General features: G+C 73.0%; 19 protein-coding genes and 1 pseudogene. 13 read left to right on the top strand and 7 right to left on the bottom strand.

Features of this window, described 5'->3' with window-relative positions:
- The first annotated feature begins 1 nt into the window (after window position 1).
- From recF to L7N97_RS17120, 4 genes and pseudogenes are all read left to right on the top strand, one after another.
- A complete protein-coding gene (gene recF, locus L7N97_RS17130) occupies window positions 2-1168 on the top strand; it encodes a DNA replication/repair protein RecF (RefSeq protein WP_237479512.1) in 1167 nt (388 codons plus the stop codon).
- Window positions 1169-1371: 203 nt separating this feature from the next.
- Window positions 1372-1953: a cytochrome b gene (locus tag L7N97_RS17125; protein ID WP_237479511.1), complete on the top strand. Its 582-nt coding sequence runs from the start codon at window positions 1372-1374 to the stop codon at window positions 1951-1953.
- 18 nt (window positions 1954-1971) lie between these two features.
- A pseudogene (locus L7N97_RS30665) lies at window positions 1972-2307 on the top strand (glycoside hydrolase family 78 protein); the annotation flags it as partial.
- A 42-nt stretch (window positions 2308-2349) separates the two neighbouring features.
- The gene (locus tag L7N97_RS17120; RefSeq protein WP_237479510.1) at window positions 2350-4656 is read left to right on the top strand and encodes an alpha-L-rhamnosidase; all 2307 of its coding nucleotides are present in this window, start codon (window positions 2350-2352) and stop codon (window positions 4654-4656) included.
- On the opposite strand, the gene L7N97_RS17115 is transcribed toward L7N97_RS17120, so the two are convergent.
- A complete protein-coding gene (locus L7N97_RS17115) occupies window positions 4629-5399 on the bottom strand; it encodes a transporter substrate-binding domain-containing protein (RefSeq protein ID WP_237479509.1) in 771 nt (256 codons plus the stop codon). The genes L7N97_RS17120 and L7N97_RS17115 overlap by 28 nt on opposite strands.
- Before the next feature lie 175 nt (window positions 5400-5574).
- On the opposite strand from L7N97_RS17115, the gene L7N97_RS17110 reads away from it, so the two are divergent.
- From L7N97_RS17110 to L7N97_RS17095, 4 genes are all read left to right on the top strand, one after another.
- Window positions 5575-8577 (top strand): PAS domain-containing protein, encoded by a 3003-nt coding sequence (locus L7N97_RS17110; protein ID WP_237479508.1) that lies wholly within the window; start codon window positions 5575-5577, stop codon window positions 8575-8577.
- Window positions 8578-8850: 273 nt separating this feature from the next.
- Window positions 8851-9126, top strand: coding sequence for a hypothetical protein (locus L7N97_RS17105; RefSeq protein ID WP_237479507.1), 276 nt, complete (start codon window positions 8851-8853; stop codon window positions 9124-9126).
- A gap of 24 nt (window positions 9127-9150) precedes the next feature.
- Window positions 9151-10038: a DMT family transporter gene (locus tag L7N97_RS17100; protein ID WP_237479506.1), complete on the top strand. Its 888-nt coding sequence runs from the start codon at window positions 9151-9153 to the stop codon at window positions 10036-10038.
- 111 nt (window positions 10039-10149) lie between these two features.
- Window positions 10150-10899 carry an SDR family oxidoreductase gene (locus tag L7N97_RS17095; protein WP_237479505.1) on the top strand — a complete coding sequence of 250 codons (750 nt, stop codon included), beginning with the start codon at window positions 10150-10152 and terminating at the stop codon, window positions 10897-10899.
- A gap of 60 nt (window positions 10900-10959) precedes the next feature.
- Here L7N97_RS17095 and L7N97_RS17090 read toward each other — a convergent pair whose 3' ends face one another.
- From L7N97_RS17090 to zwf, 3 genes are all read right to left on the bottom strand, one after another.
- Window positions 10960-11418: a DUF1236 domain-containing protein gene (locus L7N97_RS17090; protein ID WP_237479504.1), complete on the bottom strand. Its 459-nt coding sequence runs from the start codon at window positions 11416-11418 to the stop codon at window positions 10960-10962.
- Between the two features lie 244 nt (window positions 11419-11662).
- Complete coding sequence (locus L7N97_RS17085) at window positions 11663-11839, bottom strand: hypothetical protein (RefSeq protein ID WP_237479503.1); 177 nt, start codon at window positions 11837-11839, stop codon at window positions 11663-11665.
- A gap of 113 nt (window positions 11840-11952) precedes the next feature.
- Entirely contained in the window at window positions 11953-13416 is a 1464-nt protein-coding gene (gene zwf / locus L7N97_RS17080; protein ID WP_255721683.1) for a glucose-6-phosphate dehydrogenase, read from the bottom strand.
- A 201-nt stretch (window positions 13417-13617) separates the two neighbouring features.
- Between zwf and L7N97_RS17075 the strand changes: the two genes are divergently transcribed.
- Entirely contained in the window at window positions 13618-13827 is a 210-nt protein-coding gene (locus tag L7N97_RS17075) for a hypothetical protein (protein WP_237479501.1), read from the top strand.
- A gap of 205 nt (window positions 13828-14032) precedes the next feature.
- Here L7N97_RS17075 and L7N97_RS17070 read toward each other — a convergent pair whose 3' ends face one another.
- The 3 genes from L7N97_RS17070 to L7N97_RS17060 all read right to left on the bottom strand — a co-directional run bounded on the left by L7N97_RS17070 (window position 14033) and on the right by L7N97_RS17060 (window position 18672).
- On the bottom strand, window positions 14033-14731 hold the full coding sequence (locus L7N97_RS17070) for a lysozyme inhibitor LprI family protein (RefSeq protein WP_237479500.1): 699 nt from the start codon (window positions 14729-14731) through the stop codon (window positions 14033-14035).
- Between the two features lie 67 nt (window positions 14732-14798).
- On the bottom strand, window positions 14799-18383 hold the full coding sequence (gene mfd, locus L7N97_RS17065) for a transcription-repair coupling factor (protein WP_237482277.1): 3585 nt from the start codon (window positions 18381-18383) through the stop codon (window positions 14799-14801).
- Window positions 18384-18387: 4 nt separating this feature from the next.
- Complete coding sequence (locus L7N97_RS17060) at window positions 18388-18672, bottom strand: FAD assembly factor SdhE (protein ID WP_237479499.1); 285 nt, start codon at window positions 18670-18672, stop codon at window positions 18388-18390.
- Between the two features lie 278 nt (window positions 18673-18950).
- On the opposite strand from L7N97_RS17060, the gene L7N97_RS17055 reads away from it, so the two are divergent.
- The 4 genes from L7N97_RS17055 to recG all read left to right on the top strand — a co-directional run bounded on the left by L7N97_RS17055 (window position 18951) and on the right by recG (window position 23260).
- Entirely contained in the window at window positions 18951-19208 is a 258-nt protein-coding gene (locus L7N97_RS17055; RefSeq protein ID WP_237479498.1) for an XRE family transcriptional regulator, read from the top strand.
- Window positions 19209-19360: 152 nt separating this feature from the next.
- Entirely contained in the window at window positions 19361-20344 is a 984-nt protein-coding gene (locus L7N97_RS17050; RefSeq protein ID WP_237479497.1) for an AraC family transcriptional regulator, read from the top strand.
- A 354-nt stretch (window positions 20345-20698) separates the two neighbouring features.
- The gene (locus tag L7N97_RS17045; protein ID WP_237479496.1) at window positions 20699-20947 is read left to right on the top strand and encodes a DUF6894 family protein; all 249 of its coding nucleotides are present in this window, start codon (window positions 20699-20701) and stop codon (window positions 20945-20947) included.
- A gap of 216 nt (window positions 20948-21163) precedes the next feature.
- Window positions 21164-23260: an ATP-dependent DNA helicase RecG gene (gene recG / locus L7N97_RS17040; RefSeq protein ID WP_237479495.1), complete on the top strand. Its 2097-nt coding sequence runs from the start codon at window positions 21164-21166 to the stop codon at window positions 23258-23260.
- Window positions 23261-23332: the final 72 nt, after the last annotated feature.

Genomic DNA, 23332 nt, shown 5'->3' with positions numbered 1-23332 from the left:
GGTGACCACGGACCGCCGCCCGCGGGTCCGGCGGCTGGTGCTCGGCGACTACCGCTCCTACCCGGCGCTCGACCTCAAGCTCGGCGGCGCCCCGGTGGTGCTAGCCGGGCACAACGGCGCGGGCAAGACCAACCTGCTCGAAGCGCTGTCGTTCTTCACGCCCGGCCGGGGCTTCCGCCGCGCCGAGCTGGCCGAATGCGCGCGCGACGCGGGCAACGGCGGCTGGGCCGCGTCGGTGCACGTCGAGGACGCCGGCCAGGCCGTCGAGGCCGTGCAGCTCGGCACCGGGCTGGAGCCGCCGGACGGCGTCACCTCCGCGGCGCGGCGCTGCCGCATCGACCGCGCCGCCGTGCCTTCCGCCAAGGGCTTCGCCGACCACCTGCGCGTGGTGTGGCTGACGCCCGCCATGGACGGGCTCTTCGCCGGGCCGTCGTCCGAGCGGCGCCGCTTCCTCGACCGCATCGTGCTGACGGTGGACAGCGAGCACGGCACCCGCGTGTCCGCGCTGGAGCGCGCGCTGCGCAACCGCAACCGCGTGCTGGACGAGGGCCGCCAGTCGGGCCGGCTCGACGCCGCCTGGGCCGAGGCCGCCGAGCGCGAGGTGGCGTCGCTCGGCGTGGCCGTGGCGGCGGCGCGCCACGAGACGGTGACGCGGCTCGCCGCGCTGATCGCCGTGCACCGCGACCCCGCCTCGCCCTTCCCTTGGGCCGACGTGTCGGTGGTGGGCGGCGTCGAGGCGCTGGTGGCCAACCACCCGGCGCTCGACGCCGAGGACCGCTACCGCGCGATGCTGCGCGAGACCCGCGCGCGAGACGCCGCGGCCGGCCGTACCTCGATCGGCCCGCACCTCAGCGACCTCGCGGTGCGCCACGGCCCGAAGGACGCGGAAGCGGCGCGCTCCTCGACCGGCGAGCAGAAGGCGCTGCTGGTGGGCCTGGTGCTGGCCTCGGCGCGGCTCGTCGCGGCGATGAGCGGCATCGCGCCCCTCGTGCTGCTCGACGAGATCGCGGCGCATTTCGATCCCCTGCGGCGGGAAGCGCTCTACGCCGAGCTCCAGGCGCTCGGCGGCCACGTCTTCATGACGGGCGCCGACCCGGCGCTCTTCGCCGAGCTGCGCGACGCGGAGCGCTTCGAGGTCGTGCCGGGGGCGGTGCGGCCGGCGGGGTGAGACGCACTCTTCCGCCCTCTCCGTGCCGCTCATCCCCGCGCAGGCGGGGACGAGCGGCACGGACGTCGATCAGGAAGACACACGCGCCGCCCGAATCGCGCCCGCAATCATTCGTCGGACGATTGGCCGCAATTCCGCCCGCCCGCGCCGGGATGCCCCCGGCGGCGGCCCGCCCGGGGCCGCGCCGAACCCGCGGACCCGCGATGACGACCCTCGACCTTTCCGCCGCCGACGACCGCCCCGCCGCGGCCCCGACCCACTACGACCGGACCCAGCGCGCGTTCCACTGGAGCATGGCCGCGGTCATCGTCGCCGCCATGCTGATCGGCCTCTACTGCGCCTACCAGCCGCCCGGACAGGCCACGCGGCGCTTCCTCCTGGAGTGGCACAAGTCGCTCGGCATGACCGCGCTGGTGCTGGTCGTCCTGCGCATCGGCTACCGGCTCGCGGTGGCGGCGCCGCCCTACGCCGAGCGGATGGGCCGGCTCAACCACGCCGCCGCGGCGGCCGGCCACCTCGGCCTCTATGCGCTGATGCTGTTCCTGCCGCTCACCGGCTACTGGAACTCCGCCGCCGGCGGCTATTCGCTGCCGTTCTTCTGGCTCTTCCAGTGGCCGCGCCTGATCCCGCTCGACAAGGCGTCGTCGCGCGTCGGCGAGGAGCTCCACTACTGGGGCGCCTGGGCCATCTACGCCGTGGTGGGGCTGCACGTCGCCGCGGTGCTGTGGCATCAAATGATCAAGCGCGATAGCGTGCTGTCCCGGATGCTGCCCGGCCTCCGTTGAAGCCGCAGGAGGACACGCCTGGACCCGCTCCGCCCCGTCCTCCTCACCTGCGAACACCTGCATGACCCGCTCGGCCTCGACGAGCCCGCCCCCCGCCTCGGCTGGATCGTCGAGGGCGGCGGGCGCGACCGGCGGCAGACCGCCTACGAGATCCGCGTCGCCGAAGACCCCGCGGCCCTGGCCGGCACCGACGGCCTGAGCTGGGCGAGCGGGCGCGTCGCCTCGCCCGACACGCGCGACATCGTCTACGCGGGCGCCCCGCTCCGCCCGCGCACCCGCTATCATTGGACGCTGCGCGCCTGGGACGAGGCCGGCCGCGCCTCCGCCTTCGCGGCCCCCGGATGGTTCGAGACGGGGCTCCTCGACGAGCCCTGGGGGTCGGACTGGATCATAGGCGTGCCGGCGCCGCGGCGCTTCTTCCCCGACGAGGCCGACAGGCCCTACGCCAACCCCCACCGCGCGCGGGCCGTCGCGCACCTGCGCCGCAACTTCCGCGTCGACAGGCCCGTCGTCCGCGCCCGGCTCTACGCGACCGCGCTCGGCGTCTACGAGGCGCGGCTGAACGGCGAGGCCGCCGGCGACGCGCTGCTGTCGCCGGGCTGGACCGACTACGCCAAGCGCCTCGACTACCAGGTCTACGACGTCACCGGGCTGGTCCGCGAGGGCACCAACGTGCTCGGCGCGCTGCTCGGCGAGGGCTGGTACAGCGGCTACCTCGGCTTCTACCCGCACCGGCCGCGCCACATCTACGGCACCGAGCCGCAGTTCCGCGCCCGGCTGGCGCTCGACTTCGCCGACGGCACGGCCGCGTCGATCGCGACCGACGCGAGCTGGCGCGCCGGCCGCGGCGCGCGGGTCTATTCGGACCTCCTCAAGGGCGAGCTCTTCGACGCGCGCCTCGCGGTGCCGGGCTGGGACGCGCCGGGCTTCGACGACGCCGGATGGGCGCCGGCCGGCCTCGGCGCGGGCACGGAGGCCGCCTGCCGCGCGAGCCGCGCCCCGCCGGTGCGGGTGACGCGGCGGCTGCGGCCGGTGGCGGTCACCCGCGCGCCGGACGGCACGCATGTGGTCGACCTCGGCCAGAACATGGTCGGGCGCGTGCGGATCGCCCTGCCGGCCCTGCCGCCGGGGCGGGTCGTGACGCTGCAGCACGCCGAGATGCTCGACCCGGACGGCTCGCTCTACCGCGCCAACCTGCGCAGCGCCGCGGCCGAGGACCGCTACGTGTCGGACGGCGCCGCCGCGAGCCACGCGCCGCTCTTCACGCTGCATGGCTTCCGCTACGTCGGCATCTCCGGCCTCGACGCGCCGCCCGCGCCCGGAGCGGTGGTGGGCGAGGTGGTGGGCAGCGACCTCGACGAGACGTCGGAATGGGAAACGTCGAACCCGACGCTCGACCGCCTGCGCGACAACGTGCTGTGGAGCCAGCGCGGCAATTTCGTCTCGATCCCGACCGACTGCCCGCAGCGCGACGAGCGGCTCGGCTGGATGGCCGACGTCGGCGTGTTCCTGCCCACCGCCGCCTACCTCATGGACGTGCAGGGCTTCATGGCGAAGTGGGCCGACGACGTGCTCGACGCGCGCTCGGCCGAGGGCGCCTTCCCGGACGTCGCGCCGCGCGGGCCGCACGGGCCGGACGGCGGCCCGGCCTGGGGCGACGCCGGCGTGATCGTGCCGATGACGCTCTACCGCCGCTACGGCGACCGGCGCCTGCTCGAACGATGCTACCCCGCCATGCGGGACTGGACCGACCTCGTGTCGCGCCAGAACCCGGACCGCATCCGCACGAAGAGATGCGGCTGGAACTTCGGCGACTGGCTGTCGGCCGGCGAGACCGCGCCGAAGCCGCTCGTCGCCACCGCCTACCACGCGCTGATCGCCTCCCTGACCGCCGAAGCCGCGGAGGTGCTCGGCGAGGCCGGGGACGCGGCGCGCTTCCGCGCGCTCTTCGCCGAGGTCAGGGCCGCCTTCGGGGCCACCTTCATGACGCCGGCGGGCCGGCTCGAGGGCGGCACCCAGACGGGCTACCTGCTGGCGCTGTCGGTCGGGCTGGTGCCGGACGACAGGGTCGCGGCCGCGGTGCGCCACCTCGTGTCCAACATCGAGCGGCGCGGCACGCGGCTGTCGACGGGCTTCCTCGGCGTGCGGCTGATCCTGCCGGTGCTGACGCGCCACGGCCACGCGGAGCTGGCCTACCGCCTGCTGCTGAACGAGGGTTGCCCGTCCTGGTTCTACCCCGTCCGCCAGGGCGCCACGACCGTGTGGGAGCGCTGGGACGGCTGGACGGCCGAGAAGGGGTTCCAGTCCGCGCGCATGAACAGCTTCAACCATTACGCGCTGGGCTCGGTCGGCGAATGGCTGATGGCCGACATGGCCGGCATCGCCGACGACGGCTCTGCCTTCGCGCGGCTGCGGCTCGCCCCGGTGCCGGGGCCCGGCGTGGAGCGCTGCCGCGCCGCCTACCGCTCGCCGCGCGGCTGGGTGCGCTCGTCCTGGCGCCAGGGGCCGGCCGCCACGGCCTACGAGGTCGAGCTGCCGGCCAACACCGCCGGCATGCTGGTGCTGCCCTTTCCGGAGGGCGCACGGCTCACGCGCGACGGCGCGCCCGCCGAGCCGGACCGCCTGCTCGTCCACGGCGGGCGGCGCTCGGCCGGCTTCGACCTCGGCTCGGGCCGCTACGGCTTCGCGGTCGCGACGGGCTGAGCCGCGGGCGGGTCGGCGAGGCCGAACCAGCGGCGCTGCACGGCGGCGAGGCGCCCGTCCGCCCGCATGCGGGCGAGCGCCGCGTCGAGCCGCGCGGCGAGGTCGGGCCGGTCTGCCCGGATCAGGGACACGGTCGGGCGCGTGCGGCCGAAGGCAGGCCCCACCACCTCGAAGCCGTCGGGCCGCGCCAGCGCGGCCGCGGCGACGTCGGGCAGCTCGCCGACGAGGGCCGCGACCCGCCCGGCCGCGAGGTCGCGCAAGGGATCGGCGAAGGCCCGCGGCGGCGCGGCGGCCCGCGCCCGGAGCATCGCGACCTCGGCCCGGAGCCGCGGCAGGGACGGCGCCGGCCCGAGGAGGCCGAGGACCTTGCCGGCCGCCTGTGCGGGGAGGCCGAGGCTGCCGTCGCCCCGCCGCTTCAGCAGCGCGTCGCCGTCGGTCGCGACGGGCCCGAGCGCGAGGCGCCCCGCGGCCCGGTCGAACGGGAAGGGTCCGGCCGCGACGTCGATCCGCCCCGCGTCGAGCGCGGCCGGCGCCGCCTCGGGCGGCATCACCTCGAAGACCGCGCCGAGCCCCGCCTCGCGCGACACCTCGGCGAACAGGCTGCGGTCGAAGCCCGCGACCGGGTCGGGGCCGGCCGGCACGCCGACCCGGACCGTGCCGCCGGGGGCGGGCGCGACGACGTCGCCCGCCCGCGCCGGGGCGGCGAGGGCGACGACGACGGCCAGGATCGCGATCCGCCCCATGTTCATCCCGTCTTGGGCCGCCCGGCCAAGCTCAGCCGCGCTTGACGCAGCGGAGGCCGCTCGGCGTGACAGCCGGGAGCCGCCTTGGTAGGGTCACATATGTTGTCCTCCACCCTGAGCGCCACCGGGATCCGCGCCGGCCGGGCGATGCGGACCGTTTCGCGGGGCGGCCGGCATGTCTGACGCCGAGATCGACGGCCTGCGGCGGCGCGTGGCGGAGCTGGAAGCCGAGAACGCCCGCCTGCAGCGCTTCGCCGTGGCCGGCCGGGCGCGCGACGCGGCCCGCGTGGTCGAGGAGATCGCGGGGCTCGACGACGGCACCGACCCCTTCGCGGCGGCCGTGCGGGCCACCCGCATGCCCATGGCGATCTCCGACCCGCGGCTGCCCGACAACCCCATCGTCTTCGTCAACGACGCCTTCTGCCGCCTCGCCGGCTACCCGCGCGAGGAGATCCTCGGCCGCAACTGCCGCTTCCTGCAGGGCCCGGACACGGACCGCGCCACGGTGGCGCTGATCCGCGCCGCGGTGGCGAAGCGCGAGTCCATCCACCTCGACATCCTCAACTACCGCAAGTCCGGCCAGCCGTTCTGGAACCGGCTGCTCATGGCGCCGGTGCGCGACGCGGCGGGCGAGGTGGCCTACTTTTTCGCGAGCCAGGTGGACGTCACCATCGAGCGCGAGAAGCTCGAGAACCTCGAGAGCCACAACGCCGCCCTGATGGCCGAGGTGTCGGACCGCCTCCACACCGAGGAGGAGAACACCGCCCGCCTCCACTTCGCCGCCGAGGCGGGGCGGCTCGGCATCTGGGAGCAGGACCTCCGCACGGGCGAGCTGACGGCGTCCGGCATCACCAAGGAGAACTTCGGGCGCGACCGCGCCCAGCCCTTCACGATCCGCGACCTCGAAGGGAGCATCCACCCGGACGACCGGGCGAAGCGGCGCGCGGCGCTCGACCGCAGCATCGGGGGCGGCGAGGACTTCGACGTGGAATACCGCGTCCTCGCGCCCGGCGGCGCGATCCGCTGGGTGAACATGCGCGCCCGCGTCACCCGCGACGAGACCGGACGGGCCCTGCGCATGGCGGGCGTGTCGCTCGACGTCACGGCCCGCCGGCGGGACGACCTGTTCAAGGCCGCGATGGTGCAGCTCGGCGACGCCATCCGCGACCTCGACGACGCGGGCGCGCTCGCCCGCGCGGCGCTGGAGATCCTCGGCCGCACGCTCGGCGCCGCGCGGGCCGGCTACGGCATCGTCGACCTCGTGGGGGAAACCATCGACATCGCCGAGGAGTGGACCGCGCCGGGCGTCGCCGGCATCGCCGGGACGCACCGCTTTCGCGACTACGGCTCCTTCATCGACGACCTCCGGCGGGGCGAGATGGTCGTCATCGACGACGCCGAGGCGGATCCGCGCACCGCCGACAAGGCGGCGATGTTCGGGCGCATCGGCATCCGCGCCCTGCTGAACCTGCCCGTCACCCAGGCGTCGGGCCTCGTGGCGCTGTTCCTGCTCCACGACCCGTTGCCGCGCGCCTGGACCGAGGACGAGCTGTCCATCGTGCGCGCCATCGCGGAGCGGACCCGCGTCGCCATCGAGCGGCGGCGCGCCGAGGCCGCCCTGCTGGAGCTGACCCAGTCGCTGGAACAGCAGGTGCTGGAGCGGACCGCGGACCGCAACAGGCTGTGGCAGCTCTCCACCGACCTCATCGTTGTGGCGGGGCTCGACACGACCATCACCTCGGCCAACCCGGCCTGGGCGGCCGTGCTGGGCTGGCATCAGGTGGACCTCGTCGGCCACCGGATGACGGCCTTCATCCACCCGGACGACCTCCACCACACCGCCGAGGGCGTCGAGGCCCTGAACGACGGGCGCGTCCTGCGCCGCTTCGAGAACCGCTACCGCCACCGCGACGGCAGCTATCGCTGGATCAGCTGGACGGCGGTGCCGGACGGCGCGACGATCGTGGCGATCGGCCGCGACGTCACGGCGGAGCGGGAGCAGGCCGAAGCCCTCAACCAGGCCGAGGAGCGCCTGCGCCAGTCGCAGAAGATGGAGGCGGTGGGCCAGCTCACCGGCGGCCTCGCCCACGACTTCAACAACCTGCTCGCCGGCATCTCGGGCAGCCTGGAGATGCTGGGCACGCGCGTGCGCCAGGGCCGCACCGGCGACGTCGAGCGCTACGTCGTGGCGGCCCAGGGCGCGGCCAAGCGCGCCGCCGCCCTCACCCACCGGCTGCTCGCCTTCTCGCGCCGGCAGACGCTGGACCCCCGGCCCACGGACGTGAACCGTCTCGTCGGCGACATGGCGGACCTGATCCGCCGCACCGTGGGTCCGGGCATCACGCTGGAGGTGGTCGGCACGGTCGGGCTGTGGACCGCGCTGGTCGACCCCAACCAGCTCGAGAACGCGCTGCTCAACCTCGCCATCAACGCCCGCGACGCCATGCCGGACGGCGGCCGCCTGACCGTGGAGACCGGCAACCGCTGGATGGACGAGCGCGGCGCGCGCGAGCGGGACCTCGCGCCGGGCCAGTACCTGTCGATCTGCGTGTCCGACACCGGCACCGGCATGCCGGCCGACGTGATCGCCCGCGCCTTCGACCCGTTCTTCACCACGAAGCCGCTCGGCCAGGGCACGGGCCTCGGCCTGTCGATGATCTACGGCTTCGCCCGCCAGTCGGGCGGGCAGGCGCGCATCTATTCCGAGATGGGCCTCGGCACCATGGTGTGCATCTACCTGCCCCGCCACTACGGCGACGGCGAGCACCACGACGACGGGAGCCGCCGCGACGGCGACACGCCCCGCGCCGTCGCGGGCGAAACCGTGCTGGTGGTGGACGACGAGCCGACGGTGCGGATGCTGGTCGCCGACGTGCTGTCGGACCTCGGCTACGCCGCCATCGAGGCCGAGGACGGCCCCTCGGGGCTGCGCGCGCTGCAGAACGCCGACCGCGTCGACCTGCTGGTCACCGACGTCGGCCTGCCCGGCGGCATGAACGGCCGGCAGGTGGCGGACGCGGCGCGGGCGCTGCGGCCGGACCTCAAGGTGCTGTTCATCACCGGCTACGCCGAGAACGCCGTGGTGGGCGGCGGACACCTCGAGCCCGGCATGGAGGTGCTGACCAAGCCTTTCGCCATCGACGACCTCGCCGGCCGCATCCGCCGCCTCATCGGCTGACCGCCGGAGAAAGGTCGCCCGCTGCGACAAAGAGACACCGGATGAGGACGAGAAGAGTTCATCCGGTTTCCCCCGGCCGTTTCGAAGCATCTCCGGCGCCACCGCGCCGGCCTTCGCTGCTTTTGGGCTCACATCGACGCGAAGGTCTCGCGAACAGTCGCGATTTAGCTAAGTGATTTCTCATTTTCTTGCCTGCCGGAGGCGAACCCGCTGCTGAGCCGAGGCGTTCAACCCTCGTTAATCCATCGCAGACGCCGACGAGGACGATCGCTCATGCTTCAGGGCCACGCCAAGAGCCGGCGCTATTTCACAGACGCCGCGCGGGATGCCGCGCTGGCCCGCCGCCGCGAGATCGCCGCCCTGCCGAAGCCGCCGTCCGACATGCTCGCGCTGTTCGTGGTGCGCGGAGCGGAGCGCGGCAACGATTACGGCTGGGAGATCCGCCGCTTCGGTGCCATCGTGGTGGCGCGCAGCCAGGAAGGGTTCCCGGCCCCGCTCGCCGCCCGCCAGGCCGGCGAGGTCGCGCTGCGGAGCTTCGGCACCGCCTGAACCCCGCCGGGCGACGGTCCCTCGATGAGCCTCGCCGCGCCTCGCTCCCCCGCCGTGCTGAAGGGCCTCGCGCTCGGCTTCGGCGGCTACTCGCTCTTCTCCGCGCAGGACGCGGCCGTCAAATGGCTCGTGGTGCGCTACCCCGTGGCCGAGATCCTGTGCGTGAGGTCGCTGGCCATCCTGGGCTTCATCGCGGCGGCGGGCCGGGGCCCGCGCGCGCTCCGCGGCCTCGCCCGGAGCCGCAACAAGGCCGCGCTGCTGCTGCGGGGCAGCCTGGTCCTCCTGGCCTGGTGGCTGTTCTACTCGGCGTCCGCCCACCTCGCCCTGGCCGACATCACGACGCTGTATTTCGCCGCCCCCGTGCTGGCCGTGATCCTGTCGGCGCTGCTGCTGAAGGAGCGCGTCAGCCCGGCGCGCTGGGCCGCGGTCGCCACCGGCTTCTTCGGCGTCAGCGTCGCGGCGGGGCCGATGGCCGGCCTGACGCCCTGGCCCGCCGTGGCCGCGCTGGCGGCGGCGGCCTGCTGGGGCACCTCGACCGTGCTGGTGCGCTGGATCGGCCGCACCGACGCGACGATCGTGCAGATGCTGTCCGCCAACGGCATCTTCGTGCTGGGCGGGATCGTCCCGCTCCTCTGGCTGTGGCGGACGCCCGACGCCTTCGACCTCGCCGCCATGCTGGCCCTCGGCGCGGCGGGCGGGCTCGGCCAGTTCCTGCTGCTCGAAGGCTTCCGACACGCCCCGGCCTCGGCCCTGGCGCCGGTCGAATATACCGGGCTTGTGTGGGCCGGGGTCTACGGCTACGCGATCTGGGCCGACGTCCCCGGGCCCGGGACCTTCGCGGGCGCTGCCCTCATCGTGGCCGGCAGCCTGGCGCTGGTCTGGTCCGAAAGCCGGGCGCGGCGGGCCGCGTGAGACCGGAGGCCGGGGTTCCGGCCCCGGGGGCGAGCGCGGACGCGCGCCGCGGCTCGTGCGGCGTGACGGGCCGTCGACGGATCGACGGCGACGAAGAGGGGGAGGACCGCCATGGCGGCAGGCAAGGGGATCGCGCTCGTGACGGGCGCGGGGTCGGGCATCGGCGAGGCCGTGGCGGTGGCCCTGGCGGGCGCGGGCTTCACCACGGTGCTGACCGGGCGCCGGCGCGAGCAGCTCGACCGCGTGGCGGACATCATCGGCGGCCGGGCTCACGTCGTCCCCTCGGACCTCACCGATCCGGCCTCGGTGGGGGCGCTCTTCGCGGCCGTCAAGGCGGAGCACGGGCGGCTCGACCTCCTGTTCAACAACGCCGGGGTGAACGCGCCGCAGATCAACCTCGAGGACCTCGCGGTCGAGCAGTGGCGGAGCGTCATCGACACCAACGTGACGGGCGTGTTCCTGTGCATCCAGGAAGCGTTCCGCATCATGAAGGATCAGAGCCCGCGCGGCGGCCGCATCATCAACAACGGCTCGATCTCGGCCACCGTGCCGCGGCCGAACTCCTCGCCCTACACGGCCTCCAAGCACGCCGTGGCGGGCCTGACCCGCGCGGCCTCGCTCGACGGGCGGAAATACGACATCGCGGTCGGCCAGATCGACATCGGCAACACCTTGACCCCGATGGCGTCGCGCATGCCGGGCGGCGTGCTGCAGGCCGACCTGTCGATCAAGGCGGAGCCGACCTTCGACGTGAAGCACGTCGCCGAGGCGGTGGTCTACATGGCGGGGCTGCCGCTCGACGCCAACGTCCAGTCCATGACCATCCTGGCCACAGCCATGCCCTACGTCGGGCGCGGCTGAAACGCGAAGCGCCCCGGACGGGGTCCGGGGCGCTCCGTTCAGATCGGGCCGTCGCCCGGATCAGTCGAGGACCTCGACGACCTTGCGCGTGGCGGGGTCGACGATCACGGGGCGCTCGTTGACCACGGTGTAGCGGTAGCCGGGGTGGGTGACGTATTCGGACGGCACCTCGTAGTAGGTCACGCCCTCGCGCGGCAGCACCACGCCGGCGTGCAGCGGCTCGGCGTAGCGGAACGACGGACGGTGCTCGCGCACCACGTATTCGCGGAAGCGGGGGCGCTCGTTGGCGCCGAAGATGTCGCCCACGATGCCCGTGGCGGTGCCGACCGCGCCCGTCACGGCGCCGGTCGCGGCGCCGAGCGCGCCACCCACCACGCCGCCGACCGGGCCGGCCGCGTTCTCGCCCGCCGCGGTGCCGCGCGCCGCGCCGTTCACCGTCCCGTTCACGATCTGCGCCTGAGCGGCGAGCGGAGCCGCCAGCGCGGCGGCGAAGACGGCGGCGATGATCTTGTTGCGCATGAATCTCTCCTTGTGACGCCCGCCGACCGAACGCTGCGCCCATGCTTTGGTTCCGCACTGCACAATCCTTGTGCAATCGGAACCCGACGACGCATGCCATATGTGGGACATATTCCCACGCCATAGTGGCATCGTCGCGCCGCGGGCCCGCCCGCGCTGCGGTGCGACCGTCCGGGGAAGGCCGTGTCCCCCCACTCGGCCCTCCCCGGCGCTTCCAGAACCGCGGCGCCCGCCGGAGCGGCCGTCAGGTCCGGCGGGCGCGGCGGTTTTGGACCAGGGTCACGGCGGTGATCAGCAACGCGACGGCGACCAGAGTCAGCCCGAGCACGCCGAGGTGCTGGTAGAAGTAGGATATCATCCCCTTGACGGGGAACAGGAAGATGCCCAGGGCGGGCGTGAACAGGTCGGCCGGTGCCCACATGGCAGGTGCGTCAGTCCCGTCTCAGCGCGTCCCGCGGGGGCGGGGCGGATGCCGGGGAAAGCGGCCGCGGCCGGCCGGGGTTCCCGCCGACACCTCCCCGTCGCCGTCGTCCGTCACCGCGGCGGATTCGTGCTCCGCCACGCCCGCTCGAAAGGGAGGCGCCAGGCGTGGGGCGCCACGAGCTGGTGGATGGACTTCGGCCCCCAGGAGCCCGGCTGGTAGAGCCGCACCGGCGGCGGGTTCTCAAGAAGCGGCTCGGAGATCTCCCACAGCCGCTCGATGCCCTCGGCCGTGGTGAACAGCGTGTGGTCGCCCCGCATGGCGTCGAGGATCAGCCGCTCGTAGGCCTCCAGCACGTCGCCCTGCATGCCGGTGTCGCTCATGGAGAACTGCAGGCTCAGCTTGTCGAGCCGCATGCCGGGGCCGGGCCGCTTGCCGTAGAAGGACAGCGACACCTTGGACGCGTCGGCGAGGTCGAAGGTGAGGTGGTCCGGCCCCTGCGCGCCGACGCCGGAATTGGCGGGAAACATGCTCTTCGGCGGCTCGCGGAACGCGATGGAGATGATGCGGCTGCCCTCGGCCAGCCGCTTGCCGGTGCGCAGGAAGAAGGGCACGCCGGCCCAGCGCCAGTTGTCGATCCAGCACTTGAGCGCGATGAAGGTCTCGGTCTCGGACTCGGGGTCCACGCCGGCCTCGGTGCGGTAGCCGACATATTGGCCGCGCACCACGTCGTGCGGGTCGATCGGCAGCATGGAGCGGAACACCTTGTTCTTCTCCTCGCTGATCGGCGCGGGCTCCAGCGCGGTCGGCGGCTCCATCGCCATGAAGCCGAGGATCTGGAACAGGTGGGTCACCACCATGTCGCGGTAGGCGCCGGTCTGCTCGTAGAAGCGCGCGCGCTGGTTCAGCCCCAGCGTTTCCGGCACGTCGATCTGGACGTGGTCGATGAAGTTGCGGTTCCAGATCGGCTCGAACAGCCCGTTGGCGAAGCGGAAGGCCAGGATGTTCTGCGCCGGCTCCTTGCCGAGGAAGTGGTCGATGCGGAAGATGCGGTCCTCGGCGAAGGTCGCGTGCAGCTCCTCGTTCAGCTTCACCGCGGTCTCGAGGTCGGTGCCGAAGGGCTTCTCCATGATGATGCGCGAGCGCCCGACGAGGTCGGCCTCGGCCAGCAGGCGAACGGCGGGCAGCGCCGCCTCGGGCGGCACGCTGAGGTAGTGGATGAGGCGCGTTTCCCCGACGAAGCCCTCCTCGGCCCGCTTCACGGCGGCGCGCAGCTCCCCGGCACCGGCCGACAGCGACACGTAGTCGAGCGCCTGGGCGAAGGCGTCCCACTGCGCCTCGTCGACCTTGCGAGTGGAGAACTGGTCGAGCGCTGAGCGGGCGAGGGTGCGGAAGCCGTCGACGTCGAGGTCGTCGAGCGACACGCCGATGACGCGGCAACCGGGGATGAAGCCCGAGCTCGCCAGATGGAACAGGCCGGGCAGCAGCTTGCGCCGGGACAGGTCGCCGGTGGCGCCGACCAGCACCACGATCTGCGGGTAACCGGGCCCGACCCCGCGCAGAGCCTTCCTCACCATATCCACTCCAGTCCCGCCGGCCGTCCCGTCACAGGAACGGGGCGCCGGCGCGTTTCGATCCCCGATCGGTCCGCGACTCGCGGCGCCCAGGATGCACGCCCCTGCCCCCCGGCCGCAACGCCGCGGAGCCACACGGGCAACGATCGGCCGCGGCGGAACATTGACGCGCGACGACGACGATGGCGAGACGGACCGGGCACCATGGACAACACCGAAGTCATCGAGGCGACCGAGACGACGCTGCGCCTCCGCCACAACGCCACGGGCCACGTCTTCACCTACCGGATCGAGGACGGCGACCTCCTGCCCGGCCGGGTCGAGGAGGGGCACGGCCCGAAGGACCCCGGCGACGTCGCGGCCGACGTCCACGCGGCGGCCAAGAGGGAAGCCAAGCGGCGCGGGATGATCTGACGGGGAGCGCGTCATGGGCGAGGCCGTGGTGCTCGGGGTCGTGCTGCTCCTCCTGGCGGGTGTGGCGGGCCTGCTCGTGCGCGAGCAGCGGCAGTTCCGCGCCGGGCAGAGGCGCGACCCGCCGGCGTGAGGTCGATCGCGGCCTCGGCGGGGCCGACATGCCCTGCCCCCCGTCCCGTCAGTCGGGGGGAGCCGATGGGGAAGTTCAGGCCCCGCCGCACCTGTGCTGCGAGTCGGCGAGCGACCAGGACCCGCGCGTGCGCAGGTTGGTCGACGTGTAGCTGCGGCCGCGGTCGTCTCGCGGCGGGCAGTGCTTCGGGATCGAGGTCAGGCACATCAGCACGGGGTCGCCGCGGCGCGAGGCGACGATGGCCGGCACGCGGTCGTAGCTGACCTGGGCGCCGCCGTTGGCGAAGCCCACACGGGTCCCGCTGGAGAAGTCCGCGTCCCCTTCGAGCCGCCCGCCGACGTCGGTGACGCGGGTGCGGGCGCAGTCGCCCTCGCGCGCCGGGAGGCGGCGCGTCTCGGCCGGCACGGAGGGCGTCATCGCGGTGGCGGCGATCCAGGCCGGCACGCGCACGCTCGACCCGTACACCCCGAAATCCTCCAGCGCGCCGACGTGGGCTGCGGTGAGGCAACCGAGGTCCGCGCCGCAGCGCCGCTTGCGGGCGTTGAAGTCGCGCGCGTCGTCGAGCGCGTGGGCGCGATCCTCCGCGTCGGGCGCGCCGCCGTAGCCCTTGCGCGCCTCGCCGTAGGCCCGGTCGACCAGCACGTCGAGCGCGGACAGGTGCGGGTCGGCGCAGATCGCCACCTCGTCCGGGCTCGACGCCGCGGTGCAGTCGAAGCTCGCCGCCGTCGCCGGCCCGGCGACCGACAGCGCGGCGAGGAACAGGGCGAGGCGCATGGCGAACTCCGGGCGGGAGCCGCGAACCTGCCTCCCCGCCGTGCCGCCCGCAACCACCGATCGGCGCTCACGCGGCCTTTTTCTTCTCCCCGATGGCGACGAGCCGCCGCAGGATCTCGCGCGTGCCCTCCAGCCGGTCCTCCGGCCGGTCGAACTCGCGCTGGAAGGCGACGCGCATGTCGGGCCGGACCTTGGCGTAGTATTTCGGGTCCTGGATCAGCCGCACGAGGCCGCCCGGGTTCGAGAACTTGTTCTCGCGGAAGCCCACGATGACGCCCTTCGGCCCGGCGTCGACCTTCTCGACGTTGGCGCGCCGGCACAGGCCCTTGACCGCCATGAGCTTGAGGAGCTGGCGCACCTCGTCGGGCAGCGCGCCGAAGCGGTCCACCATCTCGGCGCCGAAGCTCTCGATCTCGTCCTCGTCCTCCAGGGCCGAGAGGCGGCGGTAGAGGTTCATGCGCAGCGCGATGTCGGGCACGTAATGCTCGGGGATCGTCACCGGCACGCCGATCGAGATGGCGGGCGACCAAGCCTCTTCCGCGAGCTCGCCCGTATCGCCCGACTTCAGCGCCTCGATCGCGTCCTTGAGCATCTGCTGGTAGAGCTCGAAGCCGACCTCCTTGATGTGGCCGGACTGCTCGTCGCCGAGCAGGTTGCCGGCGCCGCGGATGTCGAGGTCGTGGCTGGCGAGCTCGAAGCCCGCGCCGAGCGTGTCGAGCCCCTGCAGCACCTTGAGCCGCTTCTCGGCCTGGGCGGTGGGGGGCCGGTTGGCGGGCAGCGTGAAGAGCGCGTAGGCGCGCGTCTTCGAGCGGCCGACGCGGCCGCGCAGCTGGTAGAGCTGCGCGAGGCCGAACAAGTCGGCGCGGTGCACGATCAGCGTGTTGGCGCGCGGGATGTCGAGCCCCGCCTCGACGATCGCGGTGGCGAGCAGCACGTCGTAGTGCCCCTCGTAGAAGTTCGACATCTTCTCTTCGAGCTCGGTCGCCGACATCTGCCCGTGGGCGACCACGAATTTCACCTCCGGCACCGAGCGCGCCAGGAAGGCCGCCTGCTCCTCCAGATCCTCGATGCGCGGGCAGACGTAGAAGCTCTGGCCGCCGCGGTAGCGCTCGCGCAGCAGCGCCTCGCGAATCATCAGCTCGTCGAAGGGGAAGACGGAGGTCCGCACCGCGAGGCGGTCAACGGGGGGCGTCGCGATGATGCTGAGGTCGCGCACGCCCGTCATGGCGAGCTGAAGCGTGCGGGGGATCGGCGTCGCGGATAGCGTCAGGATGTGGACCTCGGCCCGCATGTCCTTCAGCCGCTCCTTGTGGGCGACGCCGAAGCGCTGTTCCTCGTCGACCACGACGAGCCCCAGCTCCTTGAACCCGATGGCCTTGCCCAGCACCGCATGGGTGCCGACCACGATGTCCATGGTGCCGTCGGCGAGGGCGCTCTTCACGCGCTTCTGCTCGGCGGCCGGCACCATGCGGCTGACCTGTCCGACCTTGATGGGCAGGCCGGCGAAGCGCTCGGCGAAGGTCTTGTAGTGCTGGCGGGCGAGCAGCGTGGTGGGCACCACCACGGCGACCTGTCGGCCGTTGATGGCCGCCGCGAAGGCGGCGCGCAGCGCGACCTCGGTCTTGCCGAAGCCGACGTCGCCGCAGACCAGCCGGTCCATCGGGTGGCCGGAGGCGAGGTCGCCGAGCACAGACTCGATCGAGTTCAGCTGGTCCTCGGTCTCGTCGTAGGGGAAGCGCGCGCAGAACTCGTCGTAGAGCCCCTCGGGCGGCACCAGCTTCTCGGCGGGCTTGAGGGTCCGCTCGGCCGCGAGGCGGATCAGCCCGTGGGCGATCTCGCGGATGCGGTTCTTCATCCGCGCCTTGCGGTTCTGCCAGCCGCCGCCCCCCAGGCGGTCGAGGATGGCCTCGGAATCCTCCGAGCCGTAGCGCGACAGCAGCTCCAGGTTCTCGACGGGCAGGAACAGGCGCGAGTTGCCCTCGCCGGCATATTGCAATTCTACGAGGTCGTGCGGCACGCCGGCCGCCGTCAGCGTCTTGAGGCCGAGGAAGCGGCCGATGCCGTGGTCGACGTGGACCACGTAGTCGCCGGGCGTGAGGCTCGCCACCTCCTGGAGGAAGTCGGCGGCGCGGCGGGTCTTCTTGCGGGCGCGCACGAGGCGGTCGCCGAGCACGTCCTGCTCGCCGATGAAGTGGACGTCGCCGGCCGAGAAGCCGCTCTCCAGCCCCAGCACGGCCAGGGCCACGGCGGCGGGCGGCAGGGCCAGCGCCTGGCCGAGCGAGGCGACGGGTTCGGTCTTCTTGAGACCGTGCTCGCCCAGCACGGCGCGCAGCCGGTCGCGCGAGCCCTCGCTCCAGCCCGCGACGATCACGCGGCGCCCGGTCGCCTGCAACTCGCGGATGTGCGCCACGGCGGCGTCGAAGACGTTCGCCCCCTCCACGGCCCGCTCGGGCGCGAAGGACCGGCCGGGCCGCCCGCCGAGGTCGACCGACACCGCCGTTCCGGGCGCAGGCTCGGCGTCGGTGATGCGCGCCACGGGGGCGTGGTCGAGCTCCAGCGCCCAGTCGTCGCGGTCGAGGTAGAGGGCCGAGGTCGGCAGCGGCTTGAAGCCGGCGGAGCCGCCGGGCTGCTTGCGCGCCTCGACGCGGGCGTCGTGGTGGTCGGCGATGACGGAGAAGCGCTCGGTCACGGCCTGGTCGTCGAGCGGGTCGAGCACGATCGGGCAGTGGCCGAGGTAGTCGAACAGCGTGCCGAGGTTGGGGTAGAACAGCGGGAGCCAGTGCTCCATGCCGGGGTGGCGGCGCCCCTCGCTGATGGCGGCGTAGAGCGGGTCGCCGTGTGGGGCGCCGAAGGTGGACACGTAGTTCCCGCGAAACCTCCGGATCGACTCCGTGGTGAGCTGCACCTCGCTCATCGGCACGAGGTCGAGCGCGCGGAGCTGCCCGGTCGAGCGCTGCGTCTCGGGGTCGAAGGGCCGGATCGACTCCAGCGTGGCGCCGAAGAAGTCGAGCCGCACCGGCGCCGGCATGCCCGGCGCGAACAGGTCGACGATGCCGCCCCGCACCGCATATTCGCCGGTGTCGCGCACCACATCCGAGCGCAGGAAGCCGTTGGTCTCGAGCCACGCCGCGAGGTCGTCGGTCGACACCGAGTTGCCGGGCGCGGCGGAGAAGCTTTCCCGCGCCACGCTGTCGCGCGGGGGCACGCGCTGCAGGATGGCGCTGACGGTCGTCGACAGGATGCGGGGCTTGTCGCTCGACGAGCGCGAGCGCGCGAGGCGGGACAGCACCAGCATGCGCCGCGCCGCCAGCGCCGCGTTGGGCGACACGCGGTCGTAGGGCTGGCAGTCCCAGGCCGGGAACTCCAGAACTTCTATATCCGGCGCCGCGAACGCCACTGCGTCGCGGAACGCCTGCGCGCGCTGGCTTTCGCGCGCGACGTGGACGAGCGTCGCCGGCCGCTCGGCGCCCTTGGCGAGCGCGCGGGCGAGGTCCGCCACCACGAAGCCGTCGAAGCCGTCCGGCACGTGGGCCAGGGTGACGTGGGTGTCGCCCTGCAGCGCCTTGACGACGCGCGCCACCTCGGCGAGCGGCGCCGGCGGCTTCGCGGGCGGGGCGGCGTTCTTCGGCGGCGACACGACGCGGCCGGCCATCGCCTTAGCCACGAAGCGCGCCCGTGTTGGCGTGGAAGTCGCGGATGCGGGCCAGGAAGGCGGCGTCGACGTCCGCCGGCACCGGCGCCTCGCCCGACACCCACTTGTAGAGGTCGGGATCGGGCTGCTCCATCAGCGCCTCGAAGCTGTCGAGGCCGGCCGCGTCGAGCTCGGCGAGCTTCGCGTCGGCGAAGCGGCCCATGATCAGGTCCATCTCGCGGGTGCCGCGGTGCCAGGCCCGGAAGCCGATCTTGCGGCGGCGGACCGCGTCCTCGTCGGGAGTCGTCATCGAAGGTCGTGTACCCGCGGGCGTCAGGGGTGGAAGCGTGCCCGTATATAGGGGGCGCACCGCGAGCGTGCCAGCGCGGTCCCGGGCCGCGCTCCCCCGGCCGCCCATCGAGGCGCCGAAGCCCCCCGGGACGGGGGCCGCCCTCCTCCCCCCGCGACAAAAGCAGCCGTTTCGGCCTGGAGCGGCATCCTCCCCGCACCTTTGCCGAGTCGCTCCTTGAACGGCTTGCATGCGAGGCGATAAGGTACAAAAGGGCTCACGCGGGAAGGACCTCTCAAATGGCTCACTCAGCCTCCTCGGGCGAGCAGGCCCTGCTCCGTGCGGCCCGCGCGGCGCTCGGCTGGAGCTACGTGGAAACGAGCCGGCGTGCGCAGGTGTCGATCGGCATGCTGCTGTCCGCCGAAGGCAAACGCGAGCGGCCGGCTCCGGCGACGAGCACCGCCGCCCTCTGGCGAGCCTACGAGCAAGCGGGCGTCGGCCGCCTCGACGGGGGCTCCGGCGGCTGCGGCATCATCCTCCGGATCGATCAGGTCTAGAGCCGAGCCCGCGGGGCCGGCGCGGGCGGTCCGCGCGACGGCTCCGGACGCCCGAACGTCCGGGCAGCGCGGACGCTCTCTCCGTCACAGCGCCCCGCCCCGGTCGCTCGGCGAGCGCGGGACGGGGACAGCTATGGGTGGGAAAGGCACGCATGACGAAGAAGCCTGTCATAGACCGATCCATCCTGGATCTGGAGCTCGAACACGTCGCGGCCGCCCGACGCGGCACGCGCTGGAAAGAAACCCTCAACGAATTCTTCTATCGCCACGAGAACAACACCTCGCCTGATTTCCGCTCCGGCCAGTTCACCGGCACCGGGACGGACGAGGTTCGGATCGCGACCTTCGCGTCGGATCCGATGTTCTGCGAACGGACGGCGTGGCACTCGGCCCGGGACTGCATCGACGGTTACTTCATCGTCACCCCGGTCAAGGGGGAGATCACCTTGATGCAGCGGGGCCGCGACGTCGTGATCAAGCCGGGCCAGTTCTCGCTGCTGGGCACGGAGGGCGCGCACAGGTTCCTGCAGCCCGGCGTCGCGAGCTTCCACGGCATCCTGATACCGGGCGACATTTTCAGGAAACGGCGCCCCGACATCGACGACCACACCTGCAAGGACTTCACCGCGACGGGCGCCCTGCAGAGCATGTTCGTCGACTACGCCGACTCGTTCTGCCGCAACGCGATCCACCTCGAGGACCGCGCCCTCAAACGGACGTCCGAACACCTGACCGACATGCTGGCCCTGATGGTCGAGGGCGTCGATCAGTCGTCGGACGAGACGGCCGTCCAGAACGCTCATCGCCGTCGCGCCTTGCAGGTCATCGACGCGAACTTCCACGAGCCGGGCCTCAACGCGTCGGCGGTCGCACAGGCGCTCGGCCTGTCCGAACGATATATCCAGAAGATCTTCGCGACGAACGGCGAAACGGTCGGCGGGCTCGTGCGCCGGCGCCGCATCCTGGAAGCCTGTCAGCTCCTCGACCGCCGTGAAGAGACCAAGTCGTCGATCGCCACGGTGGCGTATATGACGGGGTTCGTCGATCCGGCCTACTTCAGCCGCGTGTTCAGACGAGACGTCGGCATGTCGCCGCTCGACTGGTGCCTGCGTCCGAAGCGACCGCGGACCGCGTGAAGCTGACCCTTCGTCGGCCCGTGACGTCGCGCCGTGGACGGTCAACCTTCGGCACGTTCACCCATGGCCTGCGGGGGGACGGGTCGAGCCTTCGAGCGAGCCTTGCGGCCGCTCCAGCCCGGCGAGCGCCTCGGGACGCCCCTGTCCAAGTGAGGGCGGCACAGTGCAAGAGACAGGGCAGCGGCGTCCATTCAGGGCAGCGAACCCGCGATCTATAGTCCCGATCACGGATCAGGCAGCGATGACATCGGCCGTATCGGATGTCTCGAGCGCGACGCGCAGACATCGCGGCCGCCTGCGCCGGCATGATCGATCTTCGTCACCTGCCGGCATAGGTCGAGGTGGGAGAATGGGATGCCCCGGTATTACTTCGACAGCATCGACGGATCGATCAGGCACGTCGACGAGCATGGCGTCGACCTGCGTGACGGGCACGAGGCCGCGGACCATGTGGCGTGCCTGGTCGGGACGATGCTGACGGAGCACATCCCCACGGCCGGCACACGGTCGATCAACGTCGTCGTCAGGTCCGACGACGGAAGCACGATCTATGTCGGGCACGGCACGTTCCACGGCTGCCCGATAACGGATGACGCAGCCTGAACCGACCCGGGTGAACCGGCGTCGCGCGCGGCGGCGTTCGACGTCGCTGCTCTGCCCGGCTCCCAGCTGCCGCGACGAACTCCGGCCCCCTGCTGGGACGGCGGACCGAGAGCTTCCGTCGCGGGGTTCCCCTCCGAAGAGGTCCGGACGCCTCGCCCCGGATCGCGCGCGGACCGCGGCAGGCCCCGCGCCTTCTTTCCGTGCTATGGCGCGCCCATGCGCCCCTCCGTCCTCAACCCGCTCTTCGTCGAAGCGACAAAACTGCGCGGCGTCGGCCCGAAGGTCGCGGCGGCGCTGGACCGGCTGCTCGGCTCGCCGAGCCGCCCCGCGCGGGTGGTCGACCTCGTTCTGCACCTGCCGATCTCGGTGATCGACCGCTCGACACGCGCCAAGATGCGCGACGCGCCGCGCGACCAGGTCGTCACGCTGGAAGGCCGCGTGCGCGAGCACCTCGCCCCCGCCAAGGCCAACGCGCCCTTCAAGGCCGTGATCGAGGACGAGACGGGCGACTGCACCCTCGTGTTCTTCCGCAACAACGCGTCCTGGATCGAGAAGGCGCTGCCGATCGGCTCCACCCGCTTCGTGTCGGGCAAGCTGGAGCTGTGGGACGGGCGCCTGCAGATGGTCCACCCGGACCGGGTGATGGACGCGGACGCCTTCGCGACCATGCCGCTGGTGGAGCCCGTCTACCCGCTGACCGAGGGGCTGTTCCCCCGCGTGCTCGGCAAGGCGGTCGAGGCCGCGCTGGAACGGCTGCCCGACCTGCCGGAATGGCAGGACGAGCCGCGCCGCGTCCTGCGCGGCTGGCCCACCTTCGCCGAGGCGCTGCGCGCCGTGCACCGCCCCTCGAAGCCGGGCGACGTCGAGGCCCAGGCGCCGGCGCGGCTGCGCCTCGCCTACGACGAGCTCCTGGCGAGCCAGCTCGCCCTGGCGCTGGTGCGCAACCAGCAGGTCGTGGACGACGGGGTCGCCCACGTGCCGACCGGCGCGGTCTCGTCGCGGGTCGAGGCCGCGCTGCCGTTCCGGCTCACCGGCGGGCAGCGCAAGGCGCTCGACGAGATCCGCGCCGACATGGCCTCCCCCCGCCGCATGCTGCGGCTGCTGCAGGGCGACGTCGGCTCGGGCAAGACCGTGGTGGCGCTGCTGGCCGCGGCCTCGATGATGGAAGCCGGCGCGCAGTCGGCTCTGATGGCGCCGACCGAGATCCTGGCCCGGCAGCACTTCGCCCGCATCGCCCCGCTCGCCGGGGCGGCGGGGATGCGCGTCGCCGTGCTGACGGGGCGCGACAAGGCGTCCGAGCGCGCCGCCACCAAGGCCGGGCTGGAGGACGGCACGATCGACCTCGTGGTGGGCACCCACGCGCTGTTCTCGGAGGGCGTCACCTTCAGGGACCTCGGCCTCGTCGTCGTGGACGAGCAGCACCGCTTCGGCGTGGCGCAGCGGCTGACGTTGGCCGAGAAGGGCCGCGCCGCCGAGCTGCTGGTGATGACCGCGACGCCGATCCCCCGCACGCTGGTGCTCACCGTGTTCGGCGACATGGACGTGTCGATCCTGAGCGAGAAGCCCGCCGGCCGCCAGCCCATCGTGACGCTGGCCAAGCCCGCCGACGCCATGGAGGACGTGGTGGCCGCGGTGGGCCGCGCGGTCGCGAACGGGGCGCGCGTCTACTGGGTGTGCCCCCTCGTCACCGAGAGCGAGCACGCCGACCTCGTCGCCGCCGAGGACCGCTTCCGGGCGCTGGAAGAGTATTTCGGCGACCGCGTCCGCCTCATGCACGGCCAGATGAAGGGGCCCGAGCGCGACAGCGCCATGGCGGATTTCGCGTCCGGCCGGGCCTCCGTGCTGGTCGCCACGACCGTGATCGAGGTGGGCGTCGACGTGCCCGAGGCCAGCGTCATGGTGATCGAGCACGCCGAGCGCTTCGGCCTCGCGCAGCTCCACCAGCTCCGCGGGCGCGTCGGCCGCGGTGCCGCCAAGTCCTTCTGCCTGCTCGTCTACAAGTCGCCGATGGGCAAGACCGCGGAGCAGCGCATCGACATGATGCGCGACACGGAGGACGGCTTCGTGATCGCCGAGGCGGACCTCAGGCTGCGCGGCGAGGGCGAGCTCATCGGCACCAAGCAGTCGGGCCTGCCGAACTTCAAGCTGGCGCTGCTCGACGTCCACGGCAAGCTGCTGGAGGAGGCGCGCCGCGAGGCGGCCGGGCTCGTGGCCGACGATCCCCAGCTCCTCGGCCCACGCGGGGAAGCGCTGCGCGTGCTGCTCCACCTGTTCGAGCGCGACGCCGCGGCGCGGCTCTTGCAGGGCGGCTAATGGAAGGCGACTGACGGGCCGGGCGCCCGGCGGGCCTGCCGCGGAGGTCGGGCGGCGGCGCCCCCGCGCGCC

This window comes from Lichenibacterium dinghuense (genome assembly GCF_021730615.1).
Classification (GTDB): Bacteria; Pseudomonadota; Alphaproteobacteria; order Rhizobiales; family Beijerinckiaceae; genus Lichenihabitans; species Lichenihabitans dinghuensis.
Note: the sequence above shows the minus strand (reverse complement) of the source record. Positions and strands in the feature narration are given on the sequence as shown.

Bases quoted from the DNA above. Each gene is read 5' to 3' on its own strand.
- L7N97_RS17125 (WP_237479511.1), top strand. From the start codon at position 1,372: ATGACGACCCTCGACCTTTCCGCCGCCGACGACCGCCCCGCCGCGGCC.
- L7N97_RS17115 (WP_237479509.1), bottom strand. From the start codon at position 5,399: ATGGGGCGGATCGCGATCCTGGCCGTCGTCGTCGCCCTCGCCGCCCCG.
- L7N97_RS17110 (WP_237479508.1), top strand. From the start codon at position 5,575: ATGTCTGACGCCGAGATCGACGGCCTGCGGCGGCGCGTGGCGGAGCTG.
- L7N97_RS17105 (WP_237479507.1), top strand. From the start codon at position 8,851: ATGCTTCAGGGCCACGCCAAGAGCCGGCGCTATTTCACAGACGCCGCG.
- L7N97_RS17100 (WP_237479506.1), top strand. From the start codon at position 9,151: ATGAGCCTCGCCGCGCCTCGCTCCCCCGCCGTGCTGAAGGGCCTCGCG.
- L7N97_RS17095 (WP_237479505.1), top strand. From the start codon at position 10,150: ATGGCGGCAGGCAAGGGGATCGCGCTCGTGACGGGCGCGGGGTCGGGC.
- L7N97_RS17090 (WP_237479504.1), bottom strand. From the start codon at position 11,418: ATGCGCAACAAGATCATCGCCGCCGTCTTCGCCGCCGCGCTGGCGGCT.
- L7N97_RS17085 (WP_237479503.1), bottom strand. From the start codon at position 11,839: ATGTGGGCACCGGCCGACCTGTTCACGCCCGCCCTGGGCATCTTCCTG.
- zwf (WP_255721683.1), bottom strand. From the start codon at position 13,416: ATGGTGAGGAAGGCTCTGCGCGGGGTCGGGCCCGGTTACCCGCAGATC.
- L7N97_RS17075 (WP_237479501.1), top strand. From the start codon at position 13,618: ATGGACAACACCGAAGTCATCGAGGCGACCGAGACGACGCTGCGCCTC.
- L7N97_RS17070 (WP_237479500.1), bottom strand. From the start codon at position 14,731: ATGCGCCTCGCCCTGTTCCTCGCCGCGCTGTCGGTCGCCGGGCCGGCG.
- mfd (WP_237482277.1), bottom strand. From the start codon at position 18,383: ATGGCCGGCCGCGTCGTGTCGCCGCCGAAGAACGCCGCCCCGCCCGCG.
- L7N97_RS17060 (WP_237479499.1), bottom strand. From the start codon at position 18,672: ATGACGACTCCCGACGAGGACGCGGTCCGCCGCCGCAAGATCGGCTTC.
- L7N97_RS17055 (WP_237479498.1), top strand. From the start codon at position 18,951: ATGGCTCACTCAGCCTCCTCGGGCGAGCAGGCCCTGCTCCGTGCGGCC.
- L7N97_RS17050 (WP_237479497.1), top strand. From the start codon at position 19,361: ATGACGAAGAAGCCTGTCATAGACCGATCCATCCTGGATCTGGAGCTC.
- L7N97_RS17045 (WP_237479496.1), top strand. From the start codon at position 20,699: ATGCCCCGGTATTACTTCGACAGCATCGACGGATCGATCAGGCACGTC.
- recG (WP_237479495.1), top strand. From the start codon at position 21,164: ATGCGCCCCTCCGTCCTCAACCCGCTCTTCGTCGAAGCGACAAAACTG.